General features: G+C 66.1%; 13 protein-coding genes. 2 read left to right on the plus strand and 11 right to left on the minus strand.

Features of this window, described 5'->3' with window-relative positions; genetic code table 11:
- Window positions 1–4 precede the first annotated feature (4 nt).
- Genes ligA through recN form a run of 4 tightly spaced genes read right to left on the minus strand, consistent with a single transcriptional unit; the run spans window position 5 to window position 4,878 of the window.
- Entirely contained in the window at window positions 5–2,062 is a 2,058-nt protein-coding gene (gene ligA, locus K5Q19_RS10920; RefSeq protein WP_292944793.1) for an NAD-dependent DNA ligase LigA, read from the minus strand.
- A 13-nt stretch (window positions 2,063–2,075) separates the two neighbouring features.
- Window positions 2,076–2,462 carry an endonuclease domain-containing protein gene (locus K5Q19_RS10925; protein WP_292944796.1) on the minus strand — a complete coding sequence of 129 codons (387 nt, stop codon included), beginning with the start codon at window positions 2,460–2,462 and terminating at the stop codon, window positions 2,076–2,078.
- Window positions 2,463–2,521: 59 nt separating this feature from the next.
- Window positions 2,522–3,205, minus strand: coding sequence for a GNAT family N-acetyltransferase (locus tag K5Q19_RS10930; RefSeq protein WP_292944799.1), 684 nt, complete (start codon window positions 3,203–3,205; stop codon window positions 2,522–2,524).
- Entirely contained in the window at window positions 3,202–4,878 is a 1,677-nt protein-coding gene (gene recN / locus K5Q19_RS10935) for a DNA repair protein RecN (RefSeq protein ID WP_292944802.1), read from the minus strand. Before recN ends, K5Q19_RS10930 begins: the two co-directional genes overlap by 4 nt.
- A 193-nt stretch (window positions 4,879–5,071) precedes the next feature.
- Between recN and K5Q19_RS10940 the strand changes: the two genes are divergently transcribed.
- Entirely contained in the window at window positions 5,072–5,980 is a 909-nt protein-coding gene (locus tag K5Q19_RS10940) for a UDP-2,3-diacylglucosamine diphosphatase (RefSeq protein ID WP_292944805.1), read from the plus strand.
- Complete coding sequence (locus tag K5Q19_RS10945; protein WP_292944808.1) at window positions 5,977–7,041, plus strand: glycosyltransferase family 1 protein; 1,065 nt, start codon at window positions 5,977–5,979, stop codon at window positions 7,039–7,041. Before K5Q19_RS10940 ends, K5Q19_RS10945 begins: the two co-directional genes overlap by 4 nt.
- Here K5Q19_RS10945 and K5Q19_RS10950 read toward each other — a convergent pair whose 3' ends face one another.
- The 7 genes from K5Q19_RS10950 to ahpC form a co-directional block, all read right to left on the minus strand.
- A complete protein-coding gene (locus K5Q19_RS10950) occupies window positions 7,042–7,848 on the minus strand; it encodes an outer membrane protein assembly factor BamD (RefSeq protein WP_292944811.1) in 807 nt (268 codons plus the stop codon).
- A gap of 64 nt (window positions 7,849–7,912) precedes the next feature.
- Window positions 7,913–8,353: an Rrf2 family transcriptional regulator gene (locus tag K5Q19_RS10955; RefSeq protein WP_292944813.1), complete on the minus strand. Its 441-nt coding sequence runs from the start codon at window positions 8,351–8,353 to the stop codon at window positions 7,913–7,915.
- Window positions 8,354–8,417: 64 nt separating this feature from the next.
- On the minus strand, window positions 8,418–9,716 hold the full coding sequence (locus K5Q19_RS10960; protein WP_292944815.1) for a sugar MFS transporter: 1,299 nt from the start codon (window positions 9,714–9,716) through the stop codon (window positions 8,418–8,420).
- A 215-nt stretch (window positions 9,717–9,931) separates the two neighbouring features.
- Window positions 9,932–10,336, minus strand: coding sequence for a cytochrome c family protein (locus tag K5Q19_RS10965; protein ID WP_292944818.1), 405 nt, complete (start codon window positions 10,334–10,336; stop codon window positions 9,932–9,934).
- Between the two features lie 85 nt (window positions 10,337–10,421).
- Window positions 10,422–10,937, minus strand: coding sequence for a MarR family transcriptional regulator (locus tag K5Q19_RS10970; protein ID WP_292944821.1), 516 nt, complete (start codon window positions 10,935–10,937; stop codon window positions 10,422–10,424).
- 229 nt (window positions 10,938–11,166) lie between these two features.
- Window positions 11,167–12,723 carry an alkyl hydroperoxide reductase subunit F gene (ahpF, locus tag K5Q19_RS10975; protein WP_292944824.1) on the minus strand — a complete coding sequence of 519 codons (1,557 nt, stop codon included), beginning with the start codon at window positions 12,721–12,723 and terminating at the stop codon, window positions 11,167–11,169.
- A 189-nt stretch (window positions 12,724–12,912) separates the two neighbouring features.
- The gene (gene ahpC / locus K5Q19_RS10980) at window positions 12,913–13,476 is read right to left on the minus strand and encodes an alkyl hydroperoxide reductase subunit C (RefSeq protein ID WP_292944826.1); all 564 of its coding nucleotides are present in this window, start codon (window positions 13,474–13,476) and stop codon (window positions 12,913–12,915) included.
- Between the last annotated feature and the right edge of the window lie 90 nt (window positions 13,477–13,566).

A 13,566-nucleotide genomic window follows, 5' to 3' on the forward strand; every position in this document is an offset into this window, starting at 1 on the left:
GCCGCTACCCCGCCGCCTTGACGATTTCGGCCCAGGCCGCCTCGTCGATCACTTCGATGCCGAGTGCCGCCGCCTGCTTGAGCTTCGAGCCCGCGCCGGGGCCTGCCACGACCAGATCGGTCTTGGCTGAAACCGAACCCGCCGCCCGCGCGCCCAGCGCCTCGGCCTGCGCCTTGGCCTCGTCGCGGCTCATGGTTTCGAGCTTGCCGGTGAAGACCACGGTCTTGCCCGCCACCGCGCTCGCCTTGGTCTCGACGATGTAGTCCGGCGGCGTGACCTCAGAGAGCAAGTCGTCCCACACCGCCACATTGTGCGGCTCATGGAAGAAATCGCCCAGCGCCTCGACCACCACCGGGCCGACGCCTTCGATTCCCAGCAGTTCCGCCGTTGCTTCAGCGTCTTCCGCCTTGGCCCGCTGCGCCACCGCACGCAGTGCCGGCAGCGTGGTGAAGCGCTTCATCAGATCGCGCGCCGTCACCGCGCCGACATGGCGGATGCCGAGGCCGAAGAGGAGGCGGGCGGCATCGGGCTGGCGCTTGGCCTCGATCGCTGCCAACAGGTTATCCACAGACTTGTCCTTCCACCCCTCACGCCCGACGATCTCGCTGCGGCGCTGGTGGAGGCGGAAAATATCGGCGGGGCTTTCCAGCCAGCCCAGCCCGAAGAACTCGACAATCGTCTTCTCGCCCAACCCCTCGATATCGAGTGCACCCCGGCTGACGAAGTGCCGCAACCGCTCGACGCGCTGCGCCGGGCAGATCAGGCCGCCAGTGCAGCGCACATCGACTTCGCCTTCCTCGGCCACGGCTTCGGACTGGCATTCGGGGCAATGATCGGGGAAATGATAGGCCTCGCGCGGCTCCTCGCGCGTCAGGTTGTCCACGACTTGTGGGATCACATCGCCCGCGCGCTGGAGCACAATGCGGTCCCCTACGCGCAGGCCCAACCGCCCGATCTCGTCGCGGTTGTGGAGCGTGACATTGGTGACGGTGACGCCGCCCACCAGCACCGGACGCAGACGTCCCACCGGGGTCAGCTTGCCGGTGCGGCCGACCTGGATATCGATCGCCTCGATCACCGTCTCGGCGCGCTCGGCGGGGAACTTGCGCGCAAGGCCCCAGCGCGGGGCTTTCGCCACGAAGCCGAGGCGGTCCTGCCAGTCGAGCCGGTCAACCTTGTAGACCACGCCGTCGATATCATAGGGCAGGCCCGGCCGCTGCGTGCCGATGCTGCGGAAATGCGCGACCATCGCCTCGACCGAATGGCAGCGCACCAGGAGCGGCGAGACCGGCACGCCCCATGCGGCAATCTGCTGCATCACATCGAACTGCGTTTCGCCCGGCACCACGCTCGCCGCGCCCCAGCCATGGGCGAGGAAGCGCAAAGGGCGGCTCGCGGTGACGCTGGCGTCCTTCTGGCGCAGCGAACCGGCGGCGGCATTGCGCGGGTTGGCGAAGAGCTTTTCGCCCTTCTCCTCCTGCGCGGCATTGAGCGCGGCGAAATCGGCCTTGGCCATGTAGACCTCGCCGCGGATCTCGAACACGGCGGGGGCATCACCGCTGAGAACCTGCGGGATATCGCGGATATGGACGACATTGGCGGTGACGTCCTCGCCCACTTGCCCGTCACCACGCGTGGCGGCGCGCACAAGCTGCCCGTTCTCGTAGCGCAGCGAGCAGGATAGGCCGTCGATCTTGTCCTCGGCAGTCATCACCACTTCGGCGTCTGCCGGCAGCGCCAGGAAGCGCCGCACGCGGGCCACGAATTCCTCGACTTCCTCATCGGAGAAGGCGTTGTCGAGGCTCATCATGCGAACCTCGTGCGCCACTTTGCCGAGCGGCGAGGCGGCCACCTCGTGCCCCACCTTGCGGCTGGGACTGTCAGCCCGGATCAGGTGGGGGAACGCTGCCTCAAGCTCGGCATTGCGGCGCACCAGCGCATCATACTCCGCGTCGCTGATCTCGGGCGCGTCCTGCGCATGATAGAGCTGGTCGTGATGCGCGATCTGACGCGCAAGGCGCATCAGTTCGTTCGCGGCATCGGCTTCGGACATATCAGGCATAGCCCCCTCCTCTTCAGAGGAGGGGGTTGGGGGTGGTGCTGCAGCGCCCGCCCCAACGATCATTGCTTGCCTGCAAAACGGCCAGAAGCGCCAGCTTCACGCCTTCCCTGTTATGCATCACGTCTCCGTTGGTGAACCTGACCGTCCGGAAGCCGGTCCTGCGTTCAAGCTCCGCATCCTGACTCAAATCGCGCTCGCGGTCATGGGTATGCCCGTCGATCTCAATGACAAGACCTTTCTCGGGGCAGAAGAAGTCGACAATACGATTGCCAATCGTGGTCTGGCGGCGGAACTTGAAACCACCAAGGCGGCGGTCCTTGAGCTCGAGCCGGAGGAGGCGCTCCGGTTCCGTAGGCTCGCGGCGCATCCTGGCGGCGCGATCAAGCAAGGTGCGGCGCATGGGGCCACCCCCCCCAACCCCCTCCTCTGAAGAGGAGGGGGCTTCAAGGCCGTGCTTTGTCAATCGGCCCTCCCCAGCACTGTCACCACCAGCGATATCCGTGCCCGGAAGCCCAGCGATTCGTAAAGGCGGATCGCGTGGGTGTTGGTGGCATAGCTGTGCAGGAACGGCGTATCGCCGCGCTCCTGAAAGCCTGCCAGCACGCGGCGGATCATGCGGCCGGCGAGGCCCCTGCCCTGCCAATCTGGCGCGGTGCAGACGCCGCTGAGTTCGGCAAGCCCCGGCGCGGGGCGCATGCGCTCGCCCGCCATTGCAATAAGGCGGCCCTCCTCGCGCAGGCCATAGTACGGACCATAGCGATGGGTGTGCGAGCGCCACGGGCCCGGCTGGGTTTCGAGCGCGAGCGCCGTCATCTCGGGTGCATCGGCTTCGTTCATCAGGATGAGTTCGGGATCGATGGCGAACGCCTCCAGCGGACCATCGGCGATCATCTGCAGCAGCGGCGCGGTGCGCAGCACGCGGGTTCCGGCGGGCGCAGCTTGCTCGGTTCCTTCGACCAGCCATATCTCGTCATCAGCGCTGAGGAGGAGGTCCGCCAGTTCCGCCTCATGCCCCGGCGCGGCGGCGGCGAAGGGGCCATAAGTTGGGTCGATCCGGCAGACCGTGCCGCTTGCCACGGCCAGCGAAGCCTGCGGACCGTTCAGCAGCGACCAGATCGGGCGGTCCAGCGGATGCGCGCTCATGCCTGTTCGAGCAGCCGTTCGGCCTGCGCCCGCGCTTCGGGCGTGATCTCGGCCCCGGAGAGCATGCGGGCGATTTCCTCCTGCCGCCCTTGCGCATCGAGCTGCACCACCGAGGTGCGCGTGACGGTGCCTTGGGAGGATTTCGCGATCAGGTAGTGCGCCGTCCCGCGCGCGGCGACTTGCGGGCTGTGGGTGACGGCAAGCAACTGCCCGCCAGCGGCGAGACGCGCCAGACGCTCGCCGATGGCGCTGGCCACCGCGCCGCCGACGCCGCGGTCGATCTCGTCGAAGATCACCGTCGCCGCGCCGCCCTCTTCGGCGAGCGCCACCTTGAGCGCGAGGATGAAGCGCGACAGCTCGCCGCCCGAGGCGATCTTGGCAAGCGGCGCAAAGTCTGCGCCGGGGTTGGTCGAGATCAGGAACTCGGCCGCATCGACACCATGCGGGCCCCAGCGGTCCTCCGGCAGGCGCACGACCGCGGTGCGGAAGCGCGCGGCATCGAGCTTGAGCGGGGCGAGCTCGGCCGCCACTGCCGCATCAAGCCGCCGCGCCGCTTCGGCCCGCGCGACAGAAAGGCTTTCCGCCTTGGCGCGATAATCGAGTCCCGCATCCTGAGCGGCACGGGCAAGACCGGCGATCGAAGCCTCGCCGCCCTCGATCTGATCCAGCGCGGCACGCATTTCGGCCATGCGGGCCGGCAGATCATCCACGCTGCAGCCATGCTTGCGGCCCGCAGCGCGCAAGTCGAACAGCCGCGTCTCGATCCGGTCAAGCAGCAGCGGATCGTGCGAGAGCGCTTCGGCGGCCTTTTCGAGCTTGTCTTCGGCCTCGCTGGCCTCGATCACCGCGCGGTCGAGCGCTTCCATCGCTTCGGTCAGCAAGGGATGCTCGTGCGCGATCCGGTCGAGCCGGCGCGAGGCGCTGCGCAAGCTGGCGAGCGCCGAATCCGAACCCGTCCACAAGTGCTGCAATTCGGCAAGGTCGCCCGAAAGCCGCTCGCCCTTCTGCATCGATGCGCGCTGCTCGGCGAGTTCGGCTTCCTCGCCGACCTCGGGCGCGAGAAGCGCAAGTTCGGCGAGATGGGCGACAAGCAGATCCTGCTCGGCCGATGCGGCGGCAAGGCGCGCCTTGGCTTCGGCCAGTGCGCTCTCCGCCGCCCGCCACTTGTCCCACGCTGCAGAGACCTCGCCGACTTCCGCGCGCGCATAACGGTCCAGCAAGGCGCGATGCCCCCGCGCGTTGACGAGGCCTCGATCATCGTGCTGGCCGTGCAGTTCGACCAGCCCCTTGGCCAGTTCGCGCAGCAAGGCAACGCTGACCGGCTGATCATTGACGAACGCGCGGCTGCCGACCGCGTTGCCGCCTTCGGAGCGCAGACGGCGGCGGATGATCAGCGGCTCGCCCGGCTCGACCGCGATCTCGGCCTCGGCCAGCGCGGAGGCCAGCGCATCGGGCAGGCTGGCGAATTCGAACGTTGCGGTCACGCTCGCCTCGTCCGTCCCGGCGCGGATCAGGCCGGCATCGGCGCGGTCTCCCAGCACGAGCCCCAGCGAATCCAGCAGGATCGACTTGCCAGCCCCCGTCTCGCCGGTGAGCACGCCAAGCCCGCGCCCGAACGCAAGGTCGAGCGCCTCGATCAGAACAACATTGCGGATGGAAAGACCCGTAAGCATCGTCCGCGATCCTTACCCAGTCCGCCGCGCCGCGTCACCATGCTCGCAGCGCAAACGCGCCATGTTGGCAAACCTGTGGATAAACGGGCGGATTCCGGTCTGGCATGACAGTGGCGTGACAGTGTGCCACGGGAACGACATGCGATTGTGACAGGGATTCGGCTCAGTTGACACGCTGAACAAGGGTTTCGGGATGACACGCCGCGCACAGGCCTGGGGACTTTCCTCTTCTGCCACCGAGCTTGCCAAGTCCATTCCCGCCTGGCTCGATCTGCCCGAGCCGCGCGGTTTCCGCCCCAAGCGCAAGGTGCGCACGGTCTGGGTATCCGATATCCACCTCGGCACGCGCGGCTGCAATGCCGAGATGCTGCTCGATTTCCTCGCCTCGATCGAGTGCGAGACGCTCTATCTGGTGGGCGACATCGTCGATGGCTGGCGCCTCTCGCGCGGGTGGTACTGGCCCGATGCGCACAACGAAGTGGTGCGCCGCGTGCTCAAGATGGCGCACCGCGGCACCCGCGTGGTGCTGATCGCGGGCAACCACGATGAAATGCTGCGCCCTTATGCCGGCATGAGCTTCGGCGGTGTCGAGATCGCGCTCGAAGCCGTGCACGTGACCGCCGACGGGCGCCGCCTGCTGGTGACGCACGGCGACAAGTTCGACGGCGTGGTGCTCTATGCCCGCTGGCTCGCGTTCCTGGGCGATCAGGCCTATGCCTTCCTGCTGCGCGCCAACCGCTGGTTCAACAAGGTCCGCCGCTGGTTCAAGCTGCCATACTGGTCGCTTTCGGCCTACCTCAAGAAGCGGGTGAAGAATGCGGTGCAGTTCGTCTGCGCGTTCGAGGAAGCCGTGGCCCATGCCGCGCGCGACATGGACGTTGATGGCGTCGTCTGCGGGCACATCCACTGCGCGGAGATCCGCCAGATCGGCGGTGTGACCTATTACAACGACGGTGACTGGGTCGAAAGCTGCACCGCGCTGGTCGAGGACTATCTTGGCGCGATCACGATCGTCGACTGGGCGGCGATCTGCTTTGAAGAAGCTTTCGCCAAGACCGAGAAGGATGCGGCCGAGGCTGCCCGCATCGCGGAAGACGCATGAAGATCGCGCTTTGCACCGATGCCTGGCACCCGCAGGTGAACGGGGTCGTCCGCACCCTTGCGACCACGGTCGAGCACGTGGCGGCGCGCGGGCATGAGGTCATGCTGGTCACGCCGAACCAGTTCTTCACTTTCGGCCTGCCGGGCTACCGCGAGATCCGCCTTGCCATGCTGCCGCGTTTCCGCACCCGGCGGATGCTGCGCGATTTTGATCCCGATATCGTCCACATTGCCACCGAAGGCCCGATCGGCTGGTCCGCACGCGGGTGGTGCAAGGCCAACCGTGTGCCCTTCACCAGTGCCTTCCACACGCGCTTTCCCGAGTATGCCGCGGTGCGCACGGGGCTGAGCCCGGACCGGTTCTGGCCGATCATGCGGCGCTTCCATGCCTCGAGCCATGCCGTGCTGGTCTCCACGCCGACACTGGCGGCAGAGCTTGCCGGGCAAGGGCTGACGCAGGCGGTGCCATGGTCGCGCGGGATCGATGCCAGCCAGTTCCACACCGGCCATGCGCCGCTGGAAGTGCTGGCAAACCTGCCGCGGCCGATCATGCTCAATGTGGGCCGGGTCGCGGTCGAGAAGAACCTCGATGCGTTCCTGTCTGCGGACGTGCCCGGCAGCAAGGTGGTGGTCGGCAACGGACCGGACCTTGCCCAGCTGCGCGCGCGCTATCCGGAGGCACACTTCCTCGGGGCGCTGTCCGGCACGCCGTTGGCACAGGCCTATTGCTCGGCCGATGTCTTCGTCTTTCCGAGCCGGACCGATACCTTCGGACTGGTGATGATCGAGGCCATGGCCTGCGGATTGCCGGTCGCCGCCTATCCGGTGCCGGGCCCGATCGACGTGGTCGGCGCGGGCGGCCTTGGCCCTGATGGCAATCTCCCGCAAGCCGTCGGCGTGCTTGATGACAATCTTGCCAAGGCCATCACCGGGGCGCTGGCTTGCAGCCGCCAGGCCGCAGCGGCGCATGGCAGCAGCTATAGCTGGGACCATGCAACCGACCAGTTCCTCCACGCGCTCGGCAGTGCCGCACGGACCCGCACCGTCAGCCAGGCGGCGTGATCAGCTGGCGGTGGTACCCGGCGCCTTTTCGTTCATGAGCTTGAAGGCGCGCTCATACCATTCGTTGCCCGGATAGTTTGCGCCGAGCACGGCCGCCGACTTCTGTGCCTGCTCGGGCAGACCGAGCACGAGGTAGCTCTCGACAAGGCGGTAGAGCGCCTCCGGGGTGTGGCTGGTCTGTTGGTACTTGTCGATCACCGTGCGGAAGCGCAGCGCGCTTGCCAGCCATTTGCCGCTGCGCTGGTAAAAGCGGCCAATCTCCATTTCCTTGCCGGCAAGGTGATCGTTGACGAGATCGAGCTTGAGCCGCGCGTCGATGGCATACGTCGTGTTGGGATAGCGGCGCGTCACTTCCGTCAGCGCGGTGAGCGCCTGCTGGGTGATCTTCTGGTCGCGCGTCACGTCGCTGATCTGCTCGTAATAGCACAGCGCGACGAGATAGTAGGCGTAAGGCGCGTCCTTGTTGCCCGGGTGGATCGACAGGAAGCGCTGCGCCGACTGCACCGACTTCGCATAATCGCGCGCGGCGTAGTAGCTGAAGGCGCTCATCAACTGGGCGCGGCGGGCCCAGGGCGAATAAGGATGCTGGCGCTCGACCTCGTCGAACAGCGCGGCGGCCTGCTTGGCATCGCCCTTGTCGAGCCGGTCCTTGGCGGCGGCATAGAGCGTATCGACGTCACGCGCGACGTAGGCGACATCCTTCTTGGCCTTGGTGCCGGCGCAGCCCGCAGTGAGCCCGAGCAAGGCGGTGGCAGCGGCAAGTGCGAGAAGGCGCAGCGGGCTGCGGCCGGAAGTCGGTACGATCATGGCGGGTGCTATAGCCAGCAGGCGAATGAACGCCAAGTGAAGTTCGCCGCTTTTGCCGCTTCGCTTATGCGGCCTGTTCTTCGAAGGGTGGTTCGAGCGTGATCGGATCGGCCAGCGTGATCCGGTCGAGCATCGCGGCCATCTCGTCGCGCAGCTGGAGCATCAGGCCGCGCAGGCGGCATTCGGCTTCGGGCAGGCAGTTGTTGCAGGTCTCATGCGCATTGCGGCTGGCGCAGGGGGTGAGCGCAAGGCTGCCGCGTGTGAGGCGGATGATGTCACCATAGCGGACATCGACGGGCGGGAGCGCAAGCTCGTAGCCGCCCTCGCGGCCCCGGTGCGAGATCACGATGCCCTCGCGCGCCATCTCCGACAGGATGACGGTCAGAAACTTGCGCGGGATGTTCTGCGCTTCGGCGATGGCATCAAGCCGCACTGGCCCCTGCCCGAACGTATCGGACAAGTGCTGGAGGGCGCGGATCGTGTAGCGCGTCTTTTGCGAGAGCATGCCCCAGATTTGAGCCGAGGCGAACGAAAGTCAACGGCGGGAGTAGAAATACCCCCACCCGTCTCTAACCTTCCAGAGGAGCGACCGGACGGACGGCGAAGATGCCGAAGGCGACGATCACTGCATAGCACAGCGCGGGCAGCAGCATCGCGGTGGTGAGGCTGCCGGTCATGTCGGCCAGCGCGCCGGTGGCGAGCGGTACGACCGCGCCGCCGAAGATGGCGACGTTGATGATGCCCGATCCATCCGCCGCGCGCTTGCCGAGGCCTTCGCAGGCGAGCGTGAAGATCGTCGGGAACATGATCGAGTTCATGAGGCCGATGGCGAGCAGCGTGTAGGCCGAAACGAGGCCCGAAGTGTGGGTCGAGATCGCCAGCAAGGCGATCGCCCCTGCGGCGCATCCGGCCAGCGTCTTGGCGGGGCTTACCACGCGCAGCAGCGCCGAGCCGATGAAGCGGCCGACCATTGCGCCGAACCAGTACTTCCAGATCTCGCCGCCCGCCGCCTCGTGATCGAGGCCCATGACGGTGGGGAGCGCAAGGTAGTTCACGATGACCGAGCCGATCGAGACTTCGGCACCGACATAGAGGAAAATGCATAGCGCGCCGAAACCGAAGCGCGGGCGCGACAGCAGGGCGAAGCTCGCGCCGATCGAGCTGGCTTCGTGCTTCTCGCCCTTCAGCCGATTGCGGTTGGCCCAGACGACCGCCGCGACCAGCGCGAGGCTGACGGCAAGGCCGATGTAGGTGTTGACCACAAGGCGGCTCTCGGTGACGCGGTAGGCATCGAGCGCGGGGCCGACGAGCTCGTCGACCTTCACATCCTTGATCTTGCCGAGGATCACGCTCGCGCCGATCAGCGGGAAGAGCACCGTGCCGAGCGAGTTGAACGCCTGCGCGAACGTCAGGCGGCTGCTGGCGGTCTTTGCCGGGCCGAGCAGCGAGATCAGCGGGTTCGAGACGACCTGCACGAGGACGACGCCGCTGGCGAGGATGAACAGCGCGAACAGGAACAGGACGTAGAGCGCGCTTTGCGAGGCGGGAATGAACAGCAGGCAGCCCGCCATCATCGTGAGCAGGCCCACCGCCGCGCCGCGCATGTAGCCGATGCGCTTGACCAGCAAGGCGCCCGGCACGCCGATCACCGCGTAGGCGGTGAAGAAGCAGAACTGCACCAGCATCGCCTGGGTGTAGTTGAGCGTGAAGAGGTCCTTGAGCTTGGGGATGATCACATCGTTGAGCGAGGTGATGCCGCCGAAGAGGAAGAACAGCGCCATGACGAAGATGCGCAGCTCGGGCGCATCGATATTGCCGGCATCGTTTGCGGAAGCGGAATCAGCGGCGGCTGTCGGGGCCATGGCCATGGGGTCTAACTCTCCTAGCGGCCGATTATCCGCCGGCCCTGCCCCTGCGTTTGTGCCAAGGCGCACGGGAAAGTCCACCGGCATATGCGGCGCATACGTATCGCCATAGTGGACAAAATCGCCGCAAGATCAGGCGATTCATCGCGCCGCATACGAAAAGCCCCGCTCCGGCAAGATCGGAGCGGGGCGGAAAAGTGAACGTTATCAGCGAGGTCTTACTTCGCCGCAGCCTTGAGATAGGCGATCACATCGGCGCGGTCCTGCGGGTTGCTGAGGCCCGGGAAGGCCATGCGCGTGCCGGGGACGTACTTCATCGGGGCGGTGAGGAACTGGTCCAGCGTATCCGGACCCCAGGTGACGCCCTTGCCCTTCATGCCGGCCGAGTAGCTGAAGTTGGCGGAAGTGCCCGACTTACGGCCGATCACGCCCTTGAGGCTGGGGCCAAGGCGGATCGCGCCGGTGTTGAGATCGTGGCAGGCCGCACAGCGGGCGAAGACCGTCTTGCCGCGGGCCGCATCGCCTGCCGGAAGGGCAGCCTGCGCCGCAGTGGCCGCCGCAAGCGCCGCGACTGTCGCTGCGCTGAACGCGATGAAACCAAGACCCGTCTTCGAAATCGTCATGAGAAACTCCCCTGTGTAACCAGCACCCGTCTAGGACAAACGACCTGTATCCGAGCTTAATGTCCTGTTTGTCTGCGTGAAAGACTCAGGTCCGGCTCGGTGCCGAAAGATAGACCTTGATGATGAGCCGATAGAGCTCCGCCTGTTCGTCCGCCGTCAGCGGGCTGAGCAGTTCGGCTTCATCCGTGAAGATGATCTCGCGCGCGGCGGTGAGCGTCGCGGTGCCCGTCTCGGTGATCCACAGCCCGCCGGCGCGGCGATCGAGCTTCGAGGGTTCGGAGACGAGATGGCCGTTCAATGTCAGCTGGCGCACGAACTGGTGGACGGTCGGCCGTTCGATCTTGAAGAAGCGCGAGAGGTCGGACTGCTTGACCCCCGGATTGGCATTGACGAGCCAGAGGATCGCGACCTGCTTGGGCGTGACCTTGAACGTTTCAAGCTGGCGTTCGAGGCGCGAGAGCAGAAGCGTGTTGATCGTGCCGACATGAATGCCAAGCACCTGATCGAGCCCGTCTAGATCGAGTTCGGGCGTGACGGCCTGCCGGCTGAGGGGCGCAGGGCGCTGCAATGTCTCGGTGGACCTCGTTGTCTCGATCGACAAGAGCGGGCCTTTCTGTCTCGCGGGGGCTGTCTGGGGAAATTTCCTTAAGGTGCGACGCGGCCTGACGCAAAACCTTTGTCGCAGTGCAGCGCGAAACGGATGCGATTGTCCGAAAAGACCTGCGCATGTTCGCTCTTGATCCCCGCCATCGCGGGGATGACGAAAAGAATGGCACTCGTCATCTCCGCAAAGGCGGGGATCCAGAGCGACAAAATACGGCGGTCGCAGCTCAGTGGCGGATCAGGTAGTCGAAGGCCGAAAGCGCCGCTTTCGAGCCCTCGCCCATCGCGATCACGATCTGCTTGTAGGGCACGGTCGTGACGTCGCCCGCTGCGAAGACGCCGGGGAGGCTCGTCGCGAGGTGGCTGTCGATCTCGATCTCGCCGTAATTGGTCATGGCGAGCGCGCCCTGCAGCCATTCGGTGTTGGGCACGAGGCCGATCTGCACGAACACGCCTTCGAGTTCGATCCGGTGCTCTTCCTCGGTCTTGCGGTCGCGGTAGACGAGGCCGGTCACCTTCTCGCCGTCGCCGGTCACTTCGGTGGTACGCGCCGAGGTGATCACGGTGACATTGGGCAAGCTGCGCAGCTTGGCCTGCAGCACCGCATCGGCGCGCAGTTCGCTGTCGAACTCGATCAGCGTGACGTGCGCGACGATCCCGGCAAGGTCGATCGCGGCCTCGACGCCCGAATTGCCGCCGCCAATCACCGCGGTGCGCTTGCCCTTGTAGAGCGGACCGTCGCAGTGCGGGCAATAGGCGACGCCCTTGTTGCGATATTCGTCCTCGCCCGGCACACCGATCTGCCGCCAGCGCGCGCCGGTGGAGAGGATGACCGTCTTTGCCCGCAAGGCAGCGCCGCTTTCAAGCTCGACCGTGGCGAGGCCGTCGCCGTTGGCGGGCTTCAGGCCAACCGCCTTCTGCAGGTTCATCACGTCGACATCATAGTCCTTCACGTGTTGTTCGAGCTGCGCGACAAGGCGCGGGCCTTCGGTGTGCTGGACCGAAATGAAGTTCTCGATGCCCATGGTATCGAGCACCTGCCCGCCGAAGCGTTCGGTGACGACGCCGGTGCGGATGCCCTTGCGCGCGGCGTAGATCGCCGCTGCCGCGCCGGCCGGGCCGCCGCCGACGATAAGCACGTCGAACGGGTCCTTGGCCGCGATCTTCTCCGCCGCGCGGGCGACTGCGCCGGTATCGAGCTTGGCCACGATCTGCGCGAGGTCCATGCGGCCCTGGCCGAACAACTCGCCGTTCAGGAACACCTGCGGCACGGCCATGATCTTGCGCCGCTCGACTTCGTCCTGGAACAGCGCGCCGTCGATGGCGACATGCGTCACCTGCGGATTGAGCGCGGCGATGATGTTGAGCGCCTGCACGACATCCGGGCAGTTCTGGCAGGTGAGCGAGAAGAACGTTTCGAAGTGCAGCGGGCCTTCAAGGCCGCGCACGGTTTCGAGCAGCTCGGCCTCTTCCTTGGGCGGATGGCCACCGACGTGGAGCAGCGCGAGGATCAGCGAGGTGAACTCGTGGCCCAGCGGGAGACCGGCGAAAGTGACGCGCGCGGGCTCTCCGACCTTGCCGATGGCAAAGCTGGGACGGCGGGCATCGGTGCCATCGAAGCGCGCGGTGACCTTGTCGGACAGGACCGCGATTTCCTCGACGAGGCTCTTCATGTCGTTGCTCTTCGCACCCTCGCCAAGGCTGGCGACGAGCTCGATCGGATGGCGCAGGTTGCCAAGATAGGTCTTGAGCTGGGTGGTGGTGGCGGTGTCGAGCAGCGGCATGGGCCGGGTTCCTTGAAGGTAAGCAGGCAGGCGGGTTCGTCTGCGCCGGAAGATCACCGGCGGGATGAAAGAGCAGCGGGTAGAAAACGAGGCCGGGCGGCGGCGGAGGGGGAGGGAAAGGCCGCCGCCCGGCGGTTTGCGAGAGGCCGTGTGGGGGGAGTGCCGGCGCTCTCGCGAAGGATATTCAGATCAGATCTTGCCAACGAGGTCGATCGACGGGGCAAGCGTCTCGCCGCCCTCTTCCCACTTGGCCGGGCACACCTGGCCGGGGTGCTCGCGCCAGTACTTGGCGGCCTTGATCTTGCGCACGAGCTCGGCAGCGTTGCGGCCCACGCCCTCGGGGGTGATCTCGATCAGCTGGATCACGCCGTCCGGATCGACGACGAAAGTGCCGCGGTCGGCAAGGCCGACGCCGGGGCGCAGGTTGTCGAACGCGTTGGTCAGCGTGTGGTTCTGGTCACCCACAAGGTAGTAGGTGATCTTGCCGATCGCCGGCGAGCTGTCTGCCCAGGCCTTGTGGCTGAAGTGCGTGTCGGTCGAGACGCCGAACACCTCGACGCCCATGCTCTGCAGCTCGGCGTAGTTGTCCTGAAGATCCTCGAGCTCTGTCGGGCACACGAAAGTGAAGTCGGCCGGGTAGAAGAAGAACACCGCCCACTTGCCGGCGATATCGGCCTCGGTGATGTCGACGAACTTGCCTTCCTTGTAGGCCGTGTTGGCAAAGGGCTTGATCGGGGTGTTGATCAGGGACATGCGGTTCGCTTCCTTGTGTCAACACCGGGATAAAAACGGGCCAGGCACCGGTTTAAAAAGGGGCCAGTTGGGTTGAATAAAAAGCCCCAT

It is taken from the genome of Novosphingobium sp. (assembly GCF_019748365.1).
Classification (GTDB): Bacteria; Pseudomonadota; Alphaproteobacteria; order Sphingomonadales; family Sphingomonadaceae; genus Novosphingobium.

What these genes read in the sequence shown, in the direction of transcription:
- K5Q19_RS10955 (WP_292944813.1), bottom strand. Translation starts at nt 8,353, where the DNA reads ATGCTCTCGCAAAAGACGCGCTACACGATCCGCGCCCTCCAGCACTTG.
- ahpF (WP_292944824.1), bottom strand. Translation starts at nt 12,723, where the DNA reads ATGCCGCTGCTCGACACCGCCACCACCACCCAGCTCAAGACCTATCTT.
- recN (WP_292944802.1), bottom strand. Translation starts at nt 4,878, where the DNA reads ATGCTTACGGGTCTTTCCATCCGCAATGTTGTTCTGATCGAGGCGCTC.
- K5Q19_RS10930 (WP_292944799.1), bottom strand. Translation starts at nt 3,205, where the DNA reads ATGAGCGCGCATCCGCTGGACCGCCCGATCTGGTCGCTGCTGAACGGT.
- K5Q19_RS10940 (WP_292944805.1), top strand. Translation starts at nt 5,072, where the DNA reads ATGACACGCCGCGCACAGGCCTGGGGACTTTCCTCTTCTGCCACCGAG.
- K5Q19_RS10960 (WP_292944815.1), bottom strand. Translation starts at nt 9,716, where the DNA reads ATGGCCATGGCCCCGACAGCCGCCGCTGATTCCGCTTCCGCAAACGAT.
- K5Q19_RS10965 (WP_292944818.1), bottom strand. Translation starts at nt 10,336, where the DNA reads ATGACGATTTCGAAGACGGGTCTTGGTTTCATCGCGTTCAGCGCAGCG.
- K5Q19_RS10925 (WP_292944796.1), bottom strand. Translation starts at nt 2,462, where the DNA reads ATGCGCCGCACCTTGCTTGATCGCGCCGCCAGGATGCGCCGCGAGCCT.
- ligA (WP_292944793.1), bottom strand. Translation starts at nt 2,062, where the DNA reads ATGCCTGATATGTCCGAAGCCGATGCCGCGAACGAACTGATGCGCCTT.
- ahpC (WP_292944826.1), bottom strand. Translation starts at nt 13,476, where the DNA reads ATGTCCCTGATCAACACCCCGATCAAGCCCTTTGCCAACACGGCCTAC.
- K5Q19_RS10945 (WP_292944808.1), top strand. Translation starts at nt 5,977, where the DNA reads ATGAAGATCGCGCTTTGCACCGATGCCTGGCACCCGCAGGTGAACGGG.
- K5Q19_RS10950 (WP_292944811.1), bottom strand. Translation starts at nt 7,848, where the DNA reads ATGATCGTACCGACTTCCGGCCGCAGCCCGCTGCGCCTTCTCGCACTT.